The organism is Spirillospora sp. CA-294931 (assembly GCF_050946795.1).
Classification (GTDB): domain Bacteria; phylum Actinomycetota; class Actinomycetes; order Streptosporangiales; family Streptosporangiaceae; genus Spirillospora.
In genome coordinates, this window is record NZ_CP192006.1 from 8643697 (window position 1) to 8659566 (window position 15870).

Here is a 15870-nt window from a genome sequence, read left to right on the forward strand (position 1 = left end):
CAAGCGCCGGGCGCGATGTCCAGCGGCATCACACTCGTACGGCTCGGCCAGGGTGACGCCCGGCGCGAGGTAGCAGATGATCGCGTGCAGCGCCCTCATGACGGCCGCTCCTCGGCTCGCTTGACGATGAGCTGCTGCATGTGCATGTTCGCTGCGCGGTACTCGGCCAACTCGGTGCGGAGCAGCTTCATCTTGGCGGCGACGCAGGGCGTGCAGCCGGGCAGGCCGGGGACGCAGTGGTGCTGGCTGCAGGTGGGGCAGAGGGCAGGGTGTTCGCCGGGGGCGAGACGGCCGGGCGGGCAGAACGCGGCCACTTCGGCGCGCGCCTTGTCCCGCTCGGCGCGGGCCGTGGCCAGCTGAGCGCGCATGTTGGCGACGCCTTCGCGCATCACAGCCCGCGCCTCGTCCCTCTCGGCGCGGACCCGCTCCACCTCGTCCCGATCGGCCCGCAGCTTCTCGATGGCGCGGGGAATCTGGTCGTAGGCGTCAGCGCCGGTCTCGGTGGCGCCGGGCAGCAGGTCGAGCAGTTCGGCGAAGAACGCGTCGACCGCGCCCGCGTGTTGCTGGTAGCTGTCGTGCCAGTGCTTCGCGCCATGGCCGACTGCGCGGTCTGCTGCCAGCTCGCCGCGGAGCCTTCTCATTTCGGCCAGAAGTTCGGGCAGAGCACGAACTGACTCGTGCAGAAACCGCGCCAGCGCGAGGCCGTGGCCCGTCTGGCTCGCGCGGAACAGTTCGGTGAAGTGCGTCGGCGTCGAGTCTTCAGTACGTACTGAGACCTCGTCCCAGTCGCCGCCATCGATGGGGTCGACCGTGTGGATCTGCCAGTCGGAGCCGTACGCCTGGATCACGGTGTCGACGAGCGCGGTCAGGTCGGCGAGACGTTTGGCGGTGATCGGCTCAGCCACGGGCCTCGCCCGTCTGGTCGTCAGGCCAGAAGACGGTGACGCTCGCGGCGCAGGCGAGGTCGTAGACCTTGCGGTGCACTTCGTCGAGTGCGGCCTCGTCCAGGTCGGCCCACTCCTCTTCGAACTGCTCGGCGACGCCGATGAAGTCGGGGTCCTCGGTCTTGCTCTCGATGACCTGGCGGGCGAACTCGCGGAGCTCCTCCTCGGTGTACCTCGTCGCGGGTGCGGTCGAGATCTGGCTGTCGTTCTGGGCGATGTCGGTCATCGAAACCTCCTAGCAACTTCGGCAATGTGACATTGTCAATGTAGGATTCCATCCCAACTTTGTCAATGTCACATTGTCGAAGTTGGAGGTCGTCGGAGCCTCTTGATCAGAGGCGTGACGTTGTCGGGTAGACCCCTGTGCTGCGCGGCCGGGCAGGTCGCGGCGTGCGGCATGTAGAGCCTCTCCAGGGGGTGGCGGGGAGCGTTCTGGCTGCTCAGCGATGCCAGAGAGCGGGCCCGCCAAGTGCAACTCGCGTCCCGGTAAGCCAGGACGCTGCCGTTCGGGTTCGGTGCCGGATCCAGCGGCTGCCAGCGACCGGACGCGGTGAGCGCGAAGATCACCTCGCGTCCGCAGGAGCGGCACTTGGGCGCATTGCGGTGTGGGCTACGTCGCGGCATCACGCGCCCCATCCGGGTGAGCGGCGTCGTACTGCCGCTCCAGGTGGCCGGGAATCCGTCCCCTCTCCGGGCACGCGACACCGCGGTCAGCGGCCCAGGCGCGAATGTCCGCAGCCCTCGTCCTGCCGGTGGACCTGGGCGCCGCAGTCTTACGAGCGGCCCTGGGCCTGAGGTCGGACATCGCTGCCTCGGCCTCGGCCAGCCTCTCCTTCAGGGCGGCGACCTGCGCCTCGGCCTCGGCGAGCTGAGCGAGCCGCCGCTTTTCGGCCTCCTGCTCGGCCTTCCACGGCACGTACAGAGCACGCAGGGCCTCAAGTGTGGCAGTGACCTTCCCCGCCGCGCGAACGATGCGCTTGTTGCCGGAATCATGGGCTGCGTTGAGGAGCTGCTCAATGTCGCCGCTCTCGGCCGCGCCGTCGGCGGTGCGGCTGGCAGGCAGCTCCTCTGCGGCGGCAGGCAGGCTGGATTCAGCCGACGCGGTCTTGCCGCCGGGCAGGACGGCTGCGTCGTTGGTGGTGGCCACGAGATCTCCCGGTGTGGGTGTGTGGGGCCGAGTCAGCGGCCCGGCCCGGTCGGTGGCGGGATCGATCACCCAGCCCTGCGCCGCGATCGCCGCCACGAGCTCGGGCCGGGGAACCTTGAACGCGTCGGCGACCCACTCGACCTGCTTGCCGTGGGCCAGGGCCTTCTGTTGCCGGTCGGTGAGCCGGGGTTCGTGCATGGTCAGCACCGCCTGGGTGTGGGGCCGGTGGTGGTGCCGGGCGGCGGCGAGGTCGCGTTCGCGTCCGCCGCCGCCCGGGCGGGTGGGAGCCGCGCGGGGCGGGCCGCGCGGTTCCGGTTGGTGTCCCGCCCGGCCCCGGGGGAAGTCGGGGCCGGGCGGTGCGCGGTGGCAGTGGCCGTGTGGCTGTCTTCCGCGCGGTGCTGGCGGGGAGCGCTAGAGGTGGTGGTGCCCGAGCCCCGCCCCCGCGAGAGCTCGGGCAGCACCGGGTGCCCCGGCGGCCGCGCGTGGACAGCGCGACTGCCGGGGCGGTGGGCCCACCCCTCCCCCCCGAAAGGGGTGGACCCGTGGCCGAGGCTCCTGCCCCCCGCAGGGGCCTCGGCCATGACGCTGGAGGGGCTCTGCCCGCCCCCGGTGCGAGAGCTTGGGCGGCTCGCGCTCCAGCGCGTCTGGAATGTTTGGGGCCCGCCCACCGCCGGCGGCGCGGTAGGCGGGGTCGCCGAGGCTGGGAGCGCGGCCTCGGCGTGCGCCGCCAGGCCGGGGTCTGGCCCGGCGGCGCGGTTCAGGGTGCGGGACGTCATCGCTGGGCCCGCAGGTAGCCGGACACCTTGGCCCGCTGCGCGGGGCACAGGTGTTGGGTCGCGGCGTCGGTCATCGCCCGGGTGCTGGCCTCGGTCAGGCCGTCGACCGGGTGCGGCTCGGCGGCCTTCTCCGGCACCGAGCCGATCGCCTGGCACAGGCCGCGGCCGACGCGGAGCAGGGTGGCGTCGGTGGTGCCGGACAAGGCAGGGTCAAGGTCTCGGGCCTGGCCGAGGTATTGGACCTCGGCGGAGTGGCCGGTGACGTCCAGCGTGAGGTTGGGCTGCTGCGCCACCAGGATCGCCGCGCCAGCGGCACCGACCACGATCGGCAGCAGGAGCGTCCGCCAGATCATCGCGGTCCCCCGGCCTGGGCGGCGTAGTGGTCGACGAGCTGCTCGAGCCGGTTGCCCGCCATGTGCCCGGTGATCAGCGCGCGGTCACCGCCGATCTCTGCGATGTACTCACGCAGTTCGGCGAGCAGGTTGGTGTGGGCGAGGCCGACAGCCTGGTTCGCGTGGTCGGCGCGGTCGGCGCGTGCGTGCGCGGCCTGCAGGCGCTCCTGCATCCGGAGCAGGTCGCGGCGGGCAGCGCGCACATCGCTGCGCCACACCACGACCGTGACGACGACGGCGGCCAGCAGCATCAGATGAGGGATCCAGATCATGAGGGTGCTCCGCGGGTGGCGATGGTGCGGGGTGTGAGGGAGACCTCGACGTCGGCGCGGGTTCCCCAGCCGGTGCGCAGGCAGGTCGCCATGACGTACCAGCGGACCGGCCGCAGGACGAAGAACGCCCACATCGCGGCGACCGGGGCGAGCGCCCAGGTGGCGAGCTGGGAGGCGAGGCTTTCGTCGGCGCGGCGGATGGTGAGGTATCGCAGGCCCTGGGCGTAGCCGATCAGGATGCTGATCAGGAGCAGGGACGCGGCGAACTGGTGGTCGATGGCGGGCTGGACGAGGAACACGGCGACGAACAGCACGGTGGCGATGAGGGCTTGGGCCCACCGCGCGAGATGCGCCCAGTAGGCGTAGCCGGTGAGCGGCAGGTAGCGGGCCCGCCACAGCGACCGGATGGTGGAGTCGCGCATCCACCGCACGTACTGGCGGAGGTGGTGCCCGACTCTCTCGGGCATGGCGGTGAAAACGAAGCTGGTTGGCTGTTGGACCGTGCGGCCTTCCAGGAGGGCGAACAGGGTCAGCATCGAGTCGTCGCTGAATGCCACGGGGCGGCCGCGGATCGTCTCGCCGAGGTAGCTGTCCAGGTTCGCGCGGACGATGGCGGCGCGGTAGAACGCCAGCGGCCCGGAGTTGACCAGCACCGACCCCATCGCCGACAGCGAGGACCGGTCGACGAGTTGGCTGGTGACGTACCAAAGGTCGGTGAACCGGGACAGGACGGTGCGGCGGTTGTTGGCGGCCAGCACGATCCCCGCGACCGCTGCGACGTCGCTGCGCGCGAACGGTTTGAGGCCCTCTTCGATGGCGTGCGGGTCGAGGATCGCGTCGGAGTCGACGGTGAGGTAGATGTCGGCCTCGGGCGTCCGGCGGATCGCCTCGCCGTGCGCGTGGCGCTTGCCCCGGTTGGGTGTGCGGAGCCATGTCACGCTGAGGGCCGTGCGTCTGGATTCGGCCAGCGCCCACGTCCGGGTCCGGGGGTAGTCCCGTGCCGAGCCGTCGTCGACGACAACGATCCGGTCCGGGCGCCGCGTCTGCTCGGCCAGCGAGAACAGGCAGCGCGCGAGAAGCTCTTCGTCCTCGTTGTAGGTGGGGACGAGGACGACCACGCGCAGCGCGCTGAGCTGCCGGTGCTGCCGCGTGGTGACGCGGTGCGGGCGTTCCAGGTGGCACATGACCACCTGGGCCAGCAGCAGCACAGCGGCCAGGGTGTAGACCATCCCGAACTGGCGGGTGTCGCCCTGAAGTGCCTGCGTGGTGGCGGTGAGGTGACGGACGGTCCACACCGTCCCGGCGGCCACCAGGATGGTGACGCCGACGACGATGCGGATCCGTGCGCGCTTGGCGGTGAAGGTCACGGCTGGTCGGCCTTCTTGCCGCGTCTGAACGTCAGCCTGAGCAGGATCGCTCCGGCGGCGATCAGGACCAGGGCGGCGGCGACGAGCCAGAGCTGGCCGAAGAAGATGCCGCCGATGGTGATTCCTGCGCCGGTGACCGGGAGGGCTTTGCTGCCGTAGTCCATGTCAGCGGCCCTCCGGCATCGTCTGGTTCGCGGGCATGGCGTGGGGGCCGGTGCCGTTGACGGGAGGCGCGCCGTTAAGGGACGGCATCGCGGGCCTGGCGCTGGCGAGCGCGGATGGGGCGTAGGTGCTGAGGAGGGTTTCCAGGTCACGGATGACCAGGTCCAGGTCGGCCTGCTGGGCGGTGTAGTGGTCCGCTTCGACGGCGCGTTCCTGGGCGAGCTGGGCGAACCGGTCCCGTTCCTCGCGGACCTGCGCGGCTTCGCGTTCGAGCTCGACGAGTCGGCTCGTGCGGGTCTCGACCCCCCGCTGCCGTTCCTGCACGTCCTGACGGCAGGAGGTGGCGTCCGCTTCGAACTCGGCGACCTTGTGGCGCAGCTCGGCCAGCTTCTCGCTCAAGTACCGGACCGTGCCGGGACTGTTGAACGACAGGTGCCGAGGTGACTCCGGAGCGTTACCGATCGCGGGTGTGTGGATCTTCATCCGTTTCTCCATCTGGTTGAGGCGGGGGCCTATGCGGGGTCCTTGGTGAGGGGTGCTTTGGGGTCGGCGGGCTCGTGGCCGTGCCAGGCGCGCGCGAGACGCTCGGTGAGGCGTTCGAGAACGTCGCGGTACCTAAAGCGGGCCCCGGGAAGCTCGCGGACGAGGCGGGTGTGGACGGCGGCGATGCGCTCCAGCCGTTCCTGGGCCACGGCGTAGCTGCCCTCCAGGTCGCGGAACTTGCGTTCCAGGTCCTCCAGGTGGGCGGCATCGCGGGCCTGCCCCGTGACGCTGGCGATGGCGTCGGCGGGCACGCGGGAGGAGGCGATGGAGGCGAGCGCGCTCTGGGCGGCGGGGCTTTCGGAGTGCAGCAGGTCGAGCGCGATCGTGAGTTCCTGGCTGGCCTGCTCTGCGACGGTCGTGAGCGCGGCCAGCCGGGTGAACAGTTCTGCGCCCGCCAGGGCGTCGAGGAGCTCCGCGGCTCCGCACTGCAGGCAGTCCGGCTGTGCCGGAAGGTGGTAGCGGCGGTGCTTGCCCAGCCGGTCGCGGACCTTCTGCTGGTGTGCCGTCAGCGGCTTCGTGGTCACGGTGCGCCTCCAGCCTCGCCAGTTCCGAGCGCGGCGTCGTCGATGGTGTGGGTCGCGGCGTTGATGCGCGGCCGGTGGACGGCTTCGGCGATGCGGCCGTTGCGGGTGCGGCAGTGTGCTCCCGGGGCGGCTTGACAGGTCGAGCAGTCCTCTTGCAGTGCCTGGCCTTGGATGGCGGCTTGCCGCTGCGCTTCGCGGCGGCGGGCCGCACGCGGGGACTCCCAATGCTCCAGGTCAGGCAAGTCGGCCAGGCCGTCGAGATACGGGATGCCGTTCGTCAGAAGGGGGGATGGGGGCCTCTGGCGGGCGGGGCGGGCTGGCAGGTCGCCGAAGACCCGGGTCGCCTGGTGCCAGCGGACCAGTCCGAGGACCTGCTCCATTGTGGGGATGATGACCAGCCGGGCGTCCGGCCGCTCGTCGCGCGCCTGGTGTGCGCGTGCGCCCCAGGGGGCGCCGTCCGGCAACGTCGATGCCAGCGGCACGCGGTCGGCGATGGTCTGGTCGAGCTGGGCGACCCGCTCGCTGAGGTTGCTCAGCTGCTTGGCCTGGCTGTCGAGGTAGTCGCAGACGTTCCCGCCGAGGTCCACGGGGACGTCCGGGGTCTCGGCGGCGATCGCGAGCTGTCGCAGCCACAGCGCCGCTGCATTCAGGTGCACTGCCAGCTCGTCGAGCGTGATCCGTTCGCCCGCGCGCAGGTGCTCGGTCGCGGCCGGGTCGGCACTGGTCTGGTCGGCCATCACACCTCGCCTGAGTCGCCAGCGAAGGCGTTCGCGAAGGTTTTGCCCTCGCCGGTCCAGGTGAGCTGGAAGTCACCGGTCGGGGGGTGGTGAACGACGGTGGCGATCTTGGCCTGCTCACCGGTGGGGAGGGCGATCCAGCCTCGGGTCTTTTTCGCCTCTTCGATCTTGGCCGTCCGCCATGCCTGCCGGACCTGTGGGGTTACGGCGTCGGGCCGGACCTTGCAGATCGCTTCGATGACCTTTGGATCGGTCAACGCCTCCTGGGCGATGACGTGCTCGATCTCGGTGGGGGCGTGTTCGGTGGTGGCCTCCAGCAGCTCGTCTTCGTGAACCGTGACCTGTACGGAGCCCTGCTTGAGTGTGATCGTGGCGACCTGGCCAAGCCCGGGGATCTCCACGGCGGTCTTGATCACACCGTGCTTGCGGTGTGCCTGGACCAGGGCTTCGGTGGTCTCTTCACGTGCTGCCCTGTACCTCTGAGCGGCAGCGTCGCTGGTGGCCTTGGCTTCGACCAGGCGACGGCCCAGTTTCCGGAGCTTCTTGGAGTTCATTCGCTGGCTCCCGCATAGTCGGGCTCGGGTGTGGTGGTGTGGCTCTCGCGGTCCGGGACGGCCTGAGACGGGGTGCTCTGCTGCAGGTAGGCGGTCAGGCGCTCAATGACGCGGTCGGCTTCGGCGTTGGTGAGCGCGGCGGCCGAGGTGATGTTCCTGCCGGTGATCTCGCGGACGAACGCCGCTCGGGCGGCGTCGTCGGAAAAGTCGCCGGTGGAACGCCACAGAGCTTTGAGCCGGTTGTGGTGCTGGGGGGTGGCAGGCGCGTCGGGCCGCCGCGCGTGGCCGAGGCGCGTGATCATCTCGGTGAGGGATTCGGTCTTGCGGCGTTCGTTCGGGACGGCCACGTCGTCGTAGCCGAGGTCCCGGACCTCGCCGAGGAGTTCTCCCAGCCGCTCGAGGTCGGCGGTCACGGCTTCGGCGGCGATCTGCTGCGGGGTGCGCTCAGTCCGGGCGAGGACCAGGGGCCGCGTCTGGGTCTGGGTGGAGTCGAGACCGAGGAGGTCGAAGAGGAGCCAGTCGAGGGACCAGTCCTTGTCCAGTGCGAGCGGCTCACCGCCCAGGTCGAGCTGGGGGGCGCGCGCACCGACGATCAGCGGCGGGGCCTCGCGGTCGAGGCGGATCCAGCAGGACGCGTCGGCGCAGACGCTCTTGTGCGCGTCGACCTTGTAGAAGGGTGGGCCGTCCGGGACACCGTCCTTGCTGGCCGGGGTGATCCATTTCCCGCGTGCGGTCATCACCACGATGCCGGGGTAGGTCAGCAGCAGCCGCATGACGCGGGCGTGGCGGGCGTTGGCCTCGTTCCATCCCGAGTCGCCCAGGCTGACCTCAGCGAAGGGATCGCTCTGCAGGCGGCGGCGGTTCTCCAGCGAGGCGTGAACGCGATGTTGAGCCCAGGTTCTGATCCAGTCCCACAGGCTCGTCATGGAGTTGACGATCAGCACCGTGGGGGGTTCGCCGTCCGCGATGGCTTGCGCGGCCGCGTCGCGGGCCGCACTGATCTGCCTGAAGATCTCGGCGTAGGAGCCGTCGTGGACGAGGATCTCGTAGCGTGCGCCGGGGACGGTGGCGTACTCGTCGGCGGTGCCGTGGCCGAGATCGAGCCACAGCGTCCGGCCGACACGAGGGGATGCCGCCAGAGCGGCACAGGCGCGGGTCCGCCCGCACTTTTCCGGACCTTCGACCAGGAGAACCGGCCACGACCGGGCCCCAGTAGGTGTGCGTGTGCGCAGGATCGTCACGCTGCCACCGCCCTGCTGGAGGGCTTGGCGGGGCGTCGAGGAGCTGCGTGGCTGCCATGGCTGGTGAGGCGCAGCGGGCGAGGGCGCGGGTCCACACGAGCATGTGCCGCTCTACGGTGCGTGCGGCGGTGCACCGTAGCAAGCCATGCGTAGGCCCAGGCCGCCGCAAGGAGGAGCAGGAGGGTGATCACAGCGACGTCCCCTCGGCCACGTAACGGGCGCCGACACGGTCTGCGTGAACCCTGGCGAACTGGTTGATCGTGGCCTTGCCGGTGAGCCGGACGGTGTTGGTCAGGTCGCCGTCGCGGCGTTCCACGACGACCCGGGTACCGGGCCTAACCCCGAGACGGATCGCGGTGAGGCGGGTCGCACACTCCACGGTCACGGTGTGGCCGGTGAGCCCGAGACGGGTCGGGCTGGTCACAACGGGGGCGGTGAACTCGGTGAGGAACGAGGGCCGCTTGTCGGCGGGGAGGAGGGGGATCAGCTCGGACCACCGGTAATAGGTGCGGGGACCGATATTCACCGGCACCAGGCGCCCGGTGGAAATGAGGGTCCGCGCGGTCTCGTTGATGCCGAGTTCGGGGGCCAGACGCGCGTAGTGGCGGGCGTCCATGAGGTGGATGTTGCGGGCACTCACCGGGCACCTCCGACGACAGCGTCGGCGGCCTCGATCACGCGGCGCTCGGCGTCTTGGCGGATCGCCTCGTCGTCCTCATCCGGGCCTCCGGCCGCGACTTCGCGGGCTTCGGCCTGCTCCTGGTGGGTCAGTTCTCCCAGCAGCGTGACCAGCGCGTCCAGGCGCTCGTCGGGGGCGAGCCGGGAGAACAGGGCGGCTTCGGCGACGAACTCGCCCAGCAGCGTTCTCAGGGCGTCGTGGTGTTCCGTCTGCACCGCACGGCAGGCGCGGGCGGCGGCAGGCTGTGCCTCTACCGGTGCGCGCCTGCTCTCGCGGAGAGAGCGCAGCACGGCATCGACGGTGTCGCCGTGCTGCTCCCACGCGCGCTGGGCGATCGACAGGACAGCGTCGCGGTACCGCTCCTGCTGGACCGTGGCCAGGACCGTTTCGTCGACGCTCCAGTCATGCGCGGGGCGGGACAGTGCCGCGATATCGCGGGCGCCCGCCTCCAGGAGTTCGGCGATGCGCTGACGCTGAAGGATCTCGTCAGTGCCGATCGGCCAGGTCGAGGGCTCGTCTTCTCCTGGGAGAGTGGCGCGGATGCCGTACTCGACGTTCGCGGTCACCTCTGCCTCCCGCCGCCACTGGTAGTGCCTTCTTCCACGCGGCTCACAAGGCGGAGCGGCCCGAAGTTCTCGTTGATGAGGTCGGGGTAGGGGTGGGACAGCCCCACGCCTTTTGCGGCACGGCCGCAGACCATGACGATGTGGTGGTCGCCGTGCTGGGTGTCGACAAGCTGAGCGAACCAGCGGTCCTGGTCACGGTCCTGCCAGATGTCATCGCGCTGCGGCGGCCACTGCGCGGGGGCGAGTCGGGTGATCGACACGCCGACGTCACAATGCCGCACGACGATGGGGGGCTCGCTGTCATCACCGGCGCGGACGAAGTGCACGGCGTCGTCCGTGATGAGGCTGACGCGCGCCATGTGGATGTCGAGTTGGACCCACTCGCCGGGCTGAAGTTCGTTCAGCGCGGTCATGTGGCACCTCCTGCGCTGAGTGCGCGGATAGAGGGGAGGGGGCGAGGATGAACGGTGCAGGCGAAGCCGGGGATGTCACCGACACGCATCGGGCGGCCAACACCGCCCAGGGGCGCGCCGCACAGCACGCACGCGAGCCCCTGGCGTTGTGCGGCCTGGAGCCGGGTGACGGCGCGGACGCGGGCGGGGTTGCGGGTGCGGAAGGGCCACATCAGCGGCCGTCCTCGATCAGCTCACGCACGTCGTTCCAGCGGCGCGAGACCCCGGCGAGAAGGGTCCGCTCGTCCTCCATCAGGTCGGTGTCGGCGGCCCACTGGTCGGGGTCGCGCCAGCGGGCGATCTCGTCGCTGATGAGGCCGTCGAGAGTGGTGGGGTCGAGGGCGTCGAGTTCCCAGGACGAGGGGCCGTGCTCGCTGATGTAGGCCGGAGCACGTGAATCGGTGAGCTTGGCCGGGTTGGGCGGCGGGTTGTACTGCTCGACCTGGTCCATGTTCAGAGCGATCCGGATGACCTTGACGTCGGCGCCGAAAAGTGAGAACCGCTCCTGGATGTCGCGGGTCATGTCGAGACCGGAGGGGTCGTGGTCGCCGAGGTGGATGACGATGGGCCGCTGTCCGACGCGCTCGTAGGTGGCCAGCCGCCGCGCTGCGGCCCACACCTCCGACTGGGAGGTGTAGCCCCGGCAGGAGAAGTAGTCGACGTCCGCGCGCTGGCACGCCCCGGCGATCACGCCGACGAGGGCGTCCTTCTCGATCCACACCTCGACGCGGGCGGGCTGGTTCGCCCACCGGTCGGTCCGGTATGAGCGGGCGGTGGCTTCGATGATCTGGCCTGGGCTGGACCAGTGCGGCAAACCCTTGAGGTTGCGCGTGCGGTCGACGATGAAGTCCCAGTCCAGGAGCCCGGCGAGACGCGCGTTGTTGATGATGTCGCCGAGGCGCTTGTACTCCTTCTGCTGGTTGGGCAGCCAGTCACGGGCGACGAACTGGTAGTAGAGCTGCCGAAGCGTGAGGTCGAAGCCCTGGGCCGCGTAGTCGCGGCAGATCTGCTCCGCGCGAGTGATGATCTCCAGGGTGTGCGGCTTGAACCGCTGCTCGACGTAGGCGATCTTGGGCATCACGCCGCCTCGGGCTGGGGCAGCCTGACGGCGAACGGCGCGGACGGCGGCAGAGGGATGCGGGCGGCCGGGCCGACGTGGGCGATCCGAGTGCCTTCGCCGTAGAAGCCGACCACGAACGTTCCGGCGGGCGGAGTGTCGAACCGCGTTACGGGCGAGCTCCAGGTGCCCTTCTCGGTGCGGAGCTGGTGCCCCACCTGGACCTCGGCGCCGGTGATCAAGGCCAGGTCAGTGCAGGGCTGGGTGAGGGGCAAGGACATCTATTCCTCCAGGGCGCGGGCAGCGAGCGTGGCGGCGTAGGCGTCGCACGCGGAGCGGGGGATGAGGCGGACGCGCGGCGAAGGCAACTCGGATGGGATGACGCCCTCGCGCAGCAGCCGGAACAGCTCGGTTCGGCTGATGCCGATGTACGAGGCGGCGAGGTTCGGCCGCAGCAGCAACGGGAAGGCGGGTTCTTGACTGCTCATCGTCTGCCCCGGGGGGCGGGGACGCGCTCGAAGAGGTCCTCGAACTTCAACTCCTGAAAGGCGTTCAGGAGGCCCTCGATGCTGGAGAGACCCGGACGCGCCTGGCCTCGCATGAGGCGGTTGAAGCCGCCCGGGTCGAGGTCGGCCGCGCGGGCGATCGCCGAGTCGCTGGCGAGGCCCCGTTCTTTGCCACGGGCCCGGATGTTGTCGACCCGGGGGCGGATCACGCACCTCAGCATCCTTGATTGCGTGCAATCATCTTGCTGCATGCGTAGGACCGTAGCGGATTGCGTGAGTGCAATCAAGCCTTGCGCTTGAGTCAGATCAAGATGACGTTTAGGTCACCTTGCTACGTATGTCGCGTCTGTGACCTGCGAAAACCGGCGTTGGATCGCTCCCTGACCTGCATGGATTGACTCCAGTCACTGGACCGAACCGCGCACATCGATTACCGTCGTTGATCGTGCGCAATCAACCCTGGCCCTCCGCCACCTTTGCCGAGCTGCTTGAACGCATCCTCGAGGAGACGGGCATGAGCCAGGTCGACCTCGCCGGCATGATTCCGATCGACCCTTCACAGATCACCAGATGGAAGAGCGGCAGCGCCCGGCCTGGCTTCGACAAGATCCAAGCCCTGGGGGCCGGCATCCGCGAGCGCTACCCAGGGCTGAGACTCGGTGAGCCGGAACTCCTAGCCGCCGCCGGCTACACGCCCCTCCGCCCCGAACCGGCACCTGAACTTCCAGACCGCTTCAGCGAGACGGAGATCAGCTACCCAAGCGGGGTCGCCGGTGACCGGTTCTTCGAACACATCTGGCGGTATGACGGGCCCGGTGCCTCCGTCCGGGAGAAGAAGATCGCGATCCGCGCCGTGGTGACAGATCGGGAGCTCGCGATGGAGGCCGCTGGTGAACAGGACTCGAAACATGCCTAATGAGATCAGGCGTCCGGATGTAACGGTTAAGTCTCTCTGATACCTATGTGTCAACGAGTGGCACGTCTCAAGCATCCTTTGTAGTACGGGGCCGGGGCAACGACCTCGTGGGGACCACCGGATGCACGACAACGATCTGCATGCCGCCCTTCAGCGGCAGGTAGAGGATCTTAAAGGGCGACTTGCCCAACTTGAGGAGCAGCGAGACGATCGAGAAATCGAGATTGTCTGCCTGAAGAGCGCACTTCAGCACGCTCGACAGCTGATGAAACGTAGATCGCTCCACGACAATGGACCAGCGCGTGGCCTCATTCACGCGATGCGCGGCGCGCCTGAGGGATCTCTCCAAGGCGTATGGGTCACTATTCGTCCTGGCCGCCAACTCTTGGCTCTGGTGGGTAGCGGCGCAGGAACTGCCGACCTCGAAACCGAGCAGGCCGTCTGGACCTGGCTCCAAAACAACCTGGACTCGCCTCCAAAGCACCCGTTCGTGCGGGCCAAATTGCCTGAGAGGCTTCACGCAGTCGCTTGGGATTCAGGCGACCGAGTTATCGGAAACCACCTCCACGGCCAAGAGGTGACCCGTGCCTATCGCCTGATAACCATGTGCATGAGGCAGCCACGCGCTGCCCGCGCCTTGGGCCTCATCGCAGCGCCCGCCCTGCTGATGATGCGCTGGGTCAGGGACGGTGCCCTTCAGGCCCAGATCACCACAGCTAGCGTCGCGTCCACAGCAGCCCTCCCGCTGGTGACGGCTGCGGCGATCTCCAGCCCCGCCGTGATCACCTCCCTGGAGGATTCGCGGCCCCCGCACCTCAACGTGGCGGCCCCGCGCGACGATCGACCACCATCTGGCCAGCGCATCGAACTTTCTGCCCGGACGACCAAGCCGCCCGCTCAGAGGATTCCGCTCGCCCGCCAGACTCCGCCAGCGACCGCAGAGCTTGTCCCAGCTCCCGCACCAACCCCTGCTCGACCTAGGCCCCGGGCCGCCCGGGCCGCTGTGCCCACACCGCAGCCCTCGGCCCCCTCGCAGGCCGCGCCGGAGCCGACTCCGGCGCCTACTCCAACTCCGGCCGCTACTCCCTCGCCAGAGCCAACGCCCGGGCCCGCCGCTCCCGACGCCGCGGCGCCCCCAACCGGGACGGAACAAGCGCAGCGGCCGACCGAGACAGCCCCTCAGCCTCTGAACCAACCGCCCGCCACAGCGGAACCTCCCCCCACGGACGCCGCTGAAGAGCCGTCGCCCAGCGCAACTTCCCCGATGGAACCGGCCGAAGGAGCTGCTGCGGTGGTCGCCGTGGTCCCGCTCGCGAACGAAGTGCTCGCAACGAGGACCAGCCTGTTCCTCCCGAACTCCTTCTAACCCCCTTCTACTCCTCGTCTACGACGGAGGTCTGTCATGAGCAAACCGCGTCGCCCCAATCGGACCTCGACCTGGTATCAGGCAAAGGATGGGACGTGGCACGGAAAGGTCTGGATGGGCGAGCTGCCCGATGGGTCCCCCGACCGCCGACACCGTGAGCGCCAGTCAGAACCCGAGATCATCAAGGCCATCAGAGAGCTGGAGAAGCAGCGAGACGCCGGCCTAAGCCCCAAGCCCGGCCGGCCCCCGAAGGTGCACGTCTGGTTCGCCTACTGTCTCGACACGCTGATGCCCCTCAAGGGTGCCTCGCCCCGAGGGATCATGAGCTACCGATCCGACGTGAACAACTGGATCCTTCCTCACATCGGCCAGACCCGCATCGACCAGGTCCGCCCCGACCAGCTCGAAGCGATCTACGTCGCGATGCAGAAGGCAGGAGCGAAGCCCAGCCACATCCGCAAGGTCCACGCGATCATCAGCTCCTTCATTGGCAAATGGAGGAAGCGCGAAGGCATCGGCGGCGTCAACCCGGCAAGTCTTGTGGAGCCTCCCGAGGTCGGTGAGGGCGCCAAGGAACACCTGACCCGTAAGGAGGCCCGCCTCGTCATCGAGGAGTCGCAGCGCAAGGGCCACCGCAATCGCGCACGGTGGTCCGTTGGCCTCACGCTGGGCGCTCGCCAAGGCGAAACCCTCGGGCTGCGCTGGCCCTTCCTTGTTGTGGTCTGCCAGGAGTGCTCCGCCACTCACCAGCTAACCGAATGGTGGGCAGAGAAACGCACTACGTGCGAGGAATGCGATTCGACCAAGCTCAGCCTCCAGGGAAGGATCTGGTGGCAACTCCAGCGGCAAACCTGGCAACACGGATGTGACGACGTTAAGGCGTGTACCGAGGGAAAGCACAAGGGCCCCTGCCCCGCCAGGTGCCCCAAAGCCAAACGCACGTCAGGCCGCCCCCACAAGTGCGTCCCCAAGGACGCCAAAGGGTTGTGCAAGAAGGGTTGCACCCGGCACGCCTCTACGTGCCCGGCCCGCAAGGGCGGCGGCCTCGTCTTCCGGGAAGTCAAAGAGAAGCGCCGCAAAACCATTGCGCTCGCCTGGCAATTGGAAGAGCTGCTGAAGGCCCAATGGATCGAGCAGCGCGCGGAGCGGCTCCGGGCTGGGGATCACTGGGAAGAACATGACGTTGTCTTCGCGCAGTGGAATGGCCGCCCCATAGATCCCCGTCGAGACTGGCAAGAATGGGCAGACCTTCAAAAGGCGGCGGGCATTCCGCATCACAAGGTCCACGCGACCAGGCATACCGCAGCGACGCTTTTGCTTGAGACAGGTGTCGCCTTGTCGGTTGTCCAGGAAATCCTTGGCCACTCCGACATCAGGGTCACACGCGGCTACACCCACGTCAGTTCGCCCCTGATGCAGGACGGGGCCGCGCGGATCGGCAAGACCCTGCTCGGGTAGGCGGCACAGCACCCGAGTAAAACTGTGCCGGGTACTGTGCCGGTTGCAGGACCGGATTACGTCCTGACCAGAGGTATGCCCTGGTCAGAGTGGAGCCGCCTATCGGAATCGAACCGATGACCTATTCATTACGAGTGAATCGCTCTGCCGACTGAGCTAAGGCGGCGTGCTGCCCCCGGGGGACAGCGGGAAGGAGTCTACCGGGTTCTGG

General features: G+C 68.9%; 22 protein-coding genes and 1 tRNA gene. 2 read left to right on the top strand and 21 right to left on the bottom strand.

Going from position 1 to position 15870, the window contains the following annotated elements; genetic code table 11:
* Window positions 1–95: 95 nt before the first annotated feature.
* From ACQPY4_RS39385 to ACQPY4_RS39475, 19 genes are all read right to left on the bottom strand, one after another.
* The gene (locus tag ACQPY4_RS39385; RefSeq protein WP_433330077.1) at window positions 96–905 is read right to left on the bottom strand and encodes a hypothetical protein; all 810 of its coding nucleotides are present in this window, start codon (window positions 903–905) and stop codon (window positions 96–98) included.
* Window positions 898–1170, bottom strand: a complete 273-nt coding sequence (locus ACQPY4_RS39390) for a hypothetical protein (protein ID WP_433330079.1) — start codon at window positions 1168–1170, stop codon at window positions 898–900. Before ACQPY4_RS39390 ends, ACQPY4_RS39385 begins: the two co-directional genes overlap by 8 nt.
* Before the next feature lie 384 nt (window positions 1171–1554).
* Window positions 1555–2289: an Lsr2 family DNA-binding protein gene (locus ACQPY4_RS39395; RefSeq protein ID WP_433339216.1), complete on the bottom strand. Its 735-nt coding sequence runs from the start codon at window positions 2287–2289 to the stop codon at window positions 1555–1557.
* 574 nt (window positions 2290–2863) lie between these two features.
* Complete coding sequence (locus ACQPY4_RS39400) at window positions 2864–3220, bottom strand: DUF732 domain-containing protein (protein WP_433330081.1); 357 nt, start codon at window positions 3218–3220, stop codon at window positions 2864–2866.
* Window positions 3217–3531 (bottom strand): hypothetical protein, encoded by a 315-nt coding sequence (locus tag ACQPY4_RS39405; protein ID WP_433330083.1) that lies wholly within the window; start codon window positions 3529–3531, stop codon window positions 3217–3219. Before ACQPY4_RS39405 ends, ACQPY4_RS39400 begins: the two co-directional genes overlap by 4 nt.
* Entirely contained in the window at window positions 3528–4898 is a 1371-nt protein-coding gene (locus ACQPY4_RS39410) for a glycosyltransferase (RefSeq protein WP_433330085.1), read from the bottom strand. Before ACQPY4_RS39410 ends, ACQPY4_RS39405 begins: the two co-directional genes overlap by 4 nt.
* On the bottom strand, window positions 4895–5062 hold the full coding sequence (locus ACQPY4_RS39415) for a hypothetical protein (protein WP_433330087.1): 168 nt from the start codon (window positions 5060–5062) through the stop codon (window positions 4895–4897). Before ACQPY4_RS39415 ends, ACQPY4_RS39410 begins: the two co-directional genes overlap by 4 nt.
* A 1-nt stretch (window position 5063) precedes the next feature.
* Window positions 5064–5543: a hypothetical protein gene (locus ACQPY4_RS39420; RefSeq protein ID WP_433330089.1), complete on the bottom strand. Its 480-nt coding sequence runs from the start codon at window positions 5541–5543 to the stop codon at window positions 5064–5066.
* Window positions 5544–5572: 29 nt separating this feature from the next.
* On the bottom strand, window positions 5573–6127 hold the full coding sequence (locus ACQPY4_RS39425; protein ID WP_433330091.1) for a hypothetical protein: 555 nt from the start codon (window positions 6125–6127) through the stop codon (window positions 5573–5575).
* Window positions 6124–6864 carry a hypothetical protein gene (locus tag ACQPY4_RS39430; RefSeq protein ID WP_433330093.1) on the bottom strand — a complete coding sequence of 247 codons (741 nt, stop codon included), beginning with the start codon at window positions 6862–6864 and terminating at the stop codon, window positions 6124–6126. The genes ACQPY4_RS39425 and ACQPY4_RS39430 overlap by 4 nt, the downstream gene beginning before the upstream one ends.
* Entirely contained in the window at window positions 6864–7418 is a 555-nt protein-coding gene (locus ACQPY4_RS39435) for a hypothetical protein (protein ID WP_433330094.1), read from the bottom strand. The genes ACQPY4_RS39430 and ACQPY4_RS39435 overlap by 1 nt, the downstream gene beginning before the upstream one ends.
* On the bottom strand, window positions 7415–8659 hold the full coding sequence (locus ACQPY4_RS39440) for a hypothetical protein (RefSeq protein ID WP_433330096.1): 1245 nt from the start codon (window positions 8657–8659) through the stop codon (window positions 7415–7417). The genes ACQPY4_RS39435 and ACQPY4_RS39440 overlap by 4 nt, the downstream gene beginning before the upstream one ends.
* 187 nt (window positions 8660–8846) lie before the next feature.
* Window positions 8847–9299, bottom strand: a complete 453-nt coding sequence (locus tag ACQPY4_RS39445) for a hypothetical protein (RefSeq protein WP_433330098.1) — start codon at window positions 9297–9299, stop codon at window positions 8847–8849.
* Window positions 9296–9904 (bottom strand): hypothetical protein, encoded by a 609-nt coding sequence (locus ACQPY4_RS39450; RefSeq protein ID WP_433330100.1) that lies wholly within the window; start codon window positions 9902–9904, stop codon window positions 9296–9298. The genes ACQPY4_RS39445 and ACQPY4_RS39450 overlap by 4 nt, the downstream gene beginning before the upstream one ends.
* Window positions 9901–10317 (bottom strand): hypothetical protein, encoded by a 417-nt coding sequence (locus ACQPY4_RS39455; protein WP_433330102.1) that lies wholly within the window; start codon window positions 10315–10317, stop codon window positions 9901–9903. The genes ACQPY4_RS39450 and ACQPY4_RS39455 overlap by 4 nt, the downstream gene beginning before the upstream one ends.
* A 211-nt stretch (window positions 10318–10528) precedes the next feature.
* Window positions 10529–11434 carry a hypothetical protein gene (locus tag ACQPY4_RS39460; RefSeq protein WP_433330104.1) on the bottom strand — a complete coding sequence of 302 codons (906 nt, stop codon included), beginning with the start codon at window positions 11432–11434 and terminating at the stop codon, window positions 10529–10531.
* On the bottom strand, window positions 11434–11694 hold the full coding sequence (locus tag ACQPY4_RS39465; protein ID WP_433330106.1) for a hypothetical protein: 261 nt from the start codon (window positions 11692–11694) through the stop codon (window positions 11434–11436). Before ACQPY4_RS39465 ends, ACQPY4_RS39460 begins: the two co-directional genes overlap by 1 nt.
* A complete protein-coding gene (locus ACQPY4_RS39470; RefSeq protein WP_433330108.1) occupies window positions 11695–11901 on the bottom strand; it encodes a hypothetical protein in 207 nt (68 codons plus the stop codon).
* On the bottom strand, window positions 11898–12128 hold the full coding sequence (locus ACQPY4_RS39475; RefSeq protein WP_433330110.1) for a hypothetical protein: 231 nt from the start codon (window positions 12126–12128) through the stop codon (window positions 11898–11900). Before ACQPY4_RS39475 ends, ACQPY4_RS39470 begins: the two co-directional genes overlap by 4 nt.
* 236 nt (window positions 12129–12364) lie before the next feature.
* Between ACQPY4_RS39475 and ACQPY4_RS39480 the strand changes: the two genes are divergently transcribed.
* Window positions 12365–12835: a helix-turn-helix domain-containing protein gene (locus tag ACQPY4_RS39480; protein WP_433330112.1), complete on the top strand. Its 471-nt coding sequence runs from the start codon at window positions 12365–12367 to the stop codon at window positions 12833–12835.
* A gap of 67 nt (window positions 12836–12902) precedes the next feature.
* Here the strand turns inward: ACQPY4_RS39480 and ACQPY4_RS39485 are convergent, their stop codons facing one another.
* On the bottom strand, window positions 12903–13151 hold the full coding sequence (locus tag ACQPY4_RS39485) for a hypothetical protein (protein ID WP_433330114.1): 249 nt from the start codon (window positions 13149–13151) through the stop codon (window positions 12903–12905).
* Window positions 13152–14237: 1086 nt separating this feature from the next.
* Between ACQPY4_RS39485 and ACQPY4_RS39490 the strand changes: the two genes are divergently transcribed.
* Complete coding sequence (locus tag ACQPY4_RS39490; RefSeq protein ID WP_433330116.1) at window positions 14238–15659, top strand: tyrosine-type recombinase/integrase; 1422 nt, start codon at window positions 14238–14240, stop codon at window positions 15657–15659.
* Between the two features lie 90 nt (window positions 15660–15749).
* Here the strand turns inward: ACQPY4_RS39490 and ACQPY4_RS39495 are convergent.
* Window positions 15750–15825: transfer RNA gene (locus ACQPY4_RS39495), tRNA-Thr, on the bottom strand.
* Window positions 15826–15870: the final 45 nt, after the last annotated feature.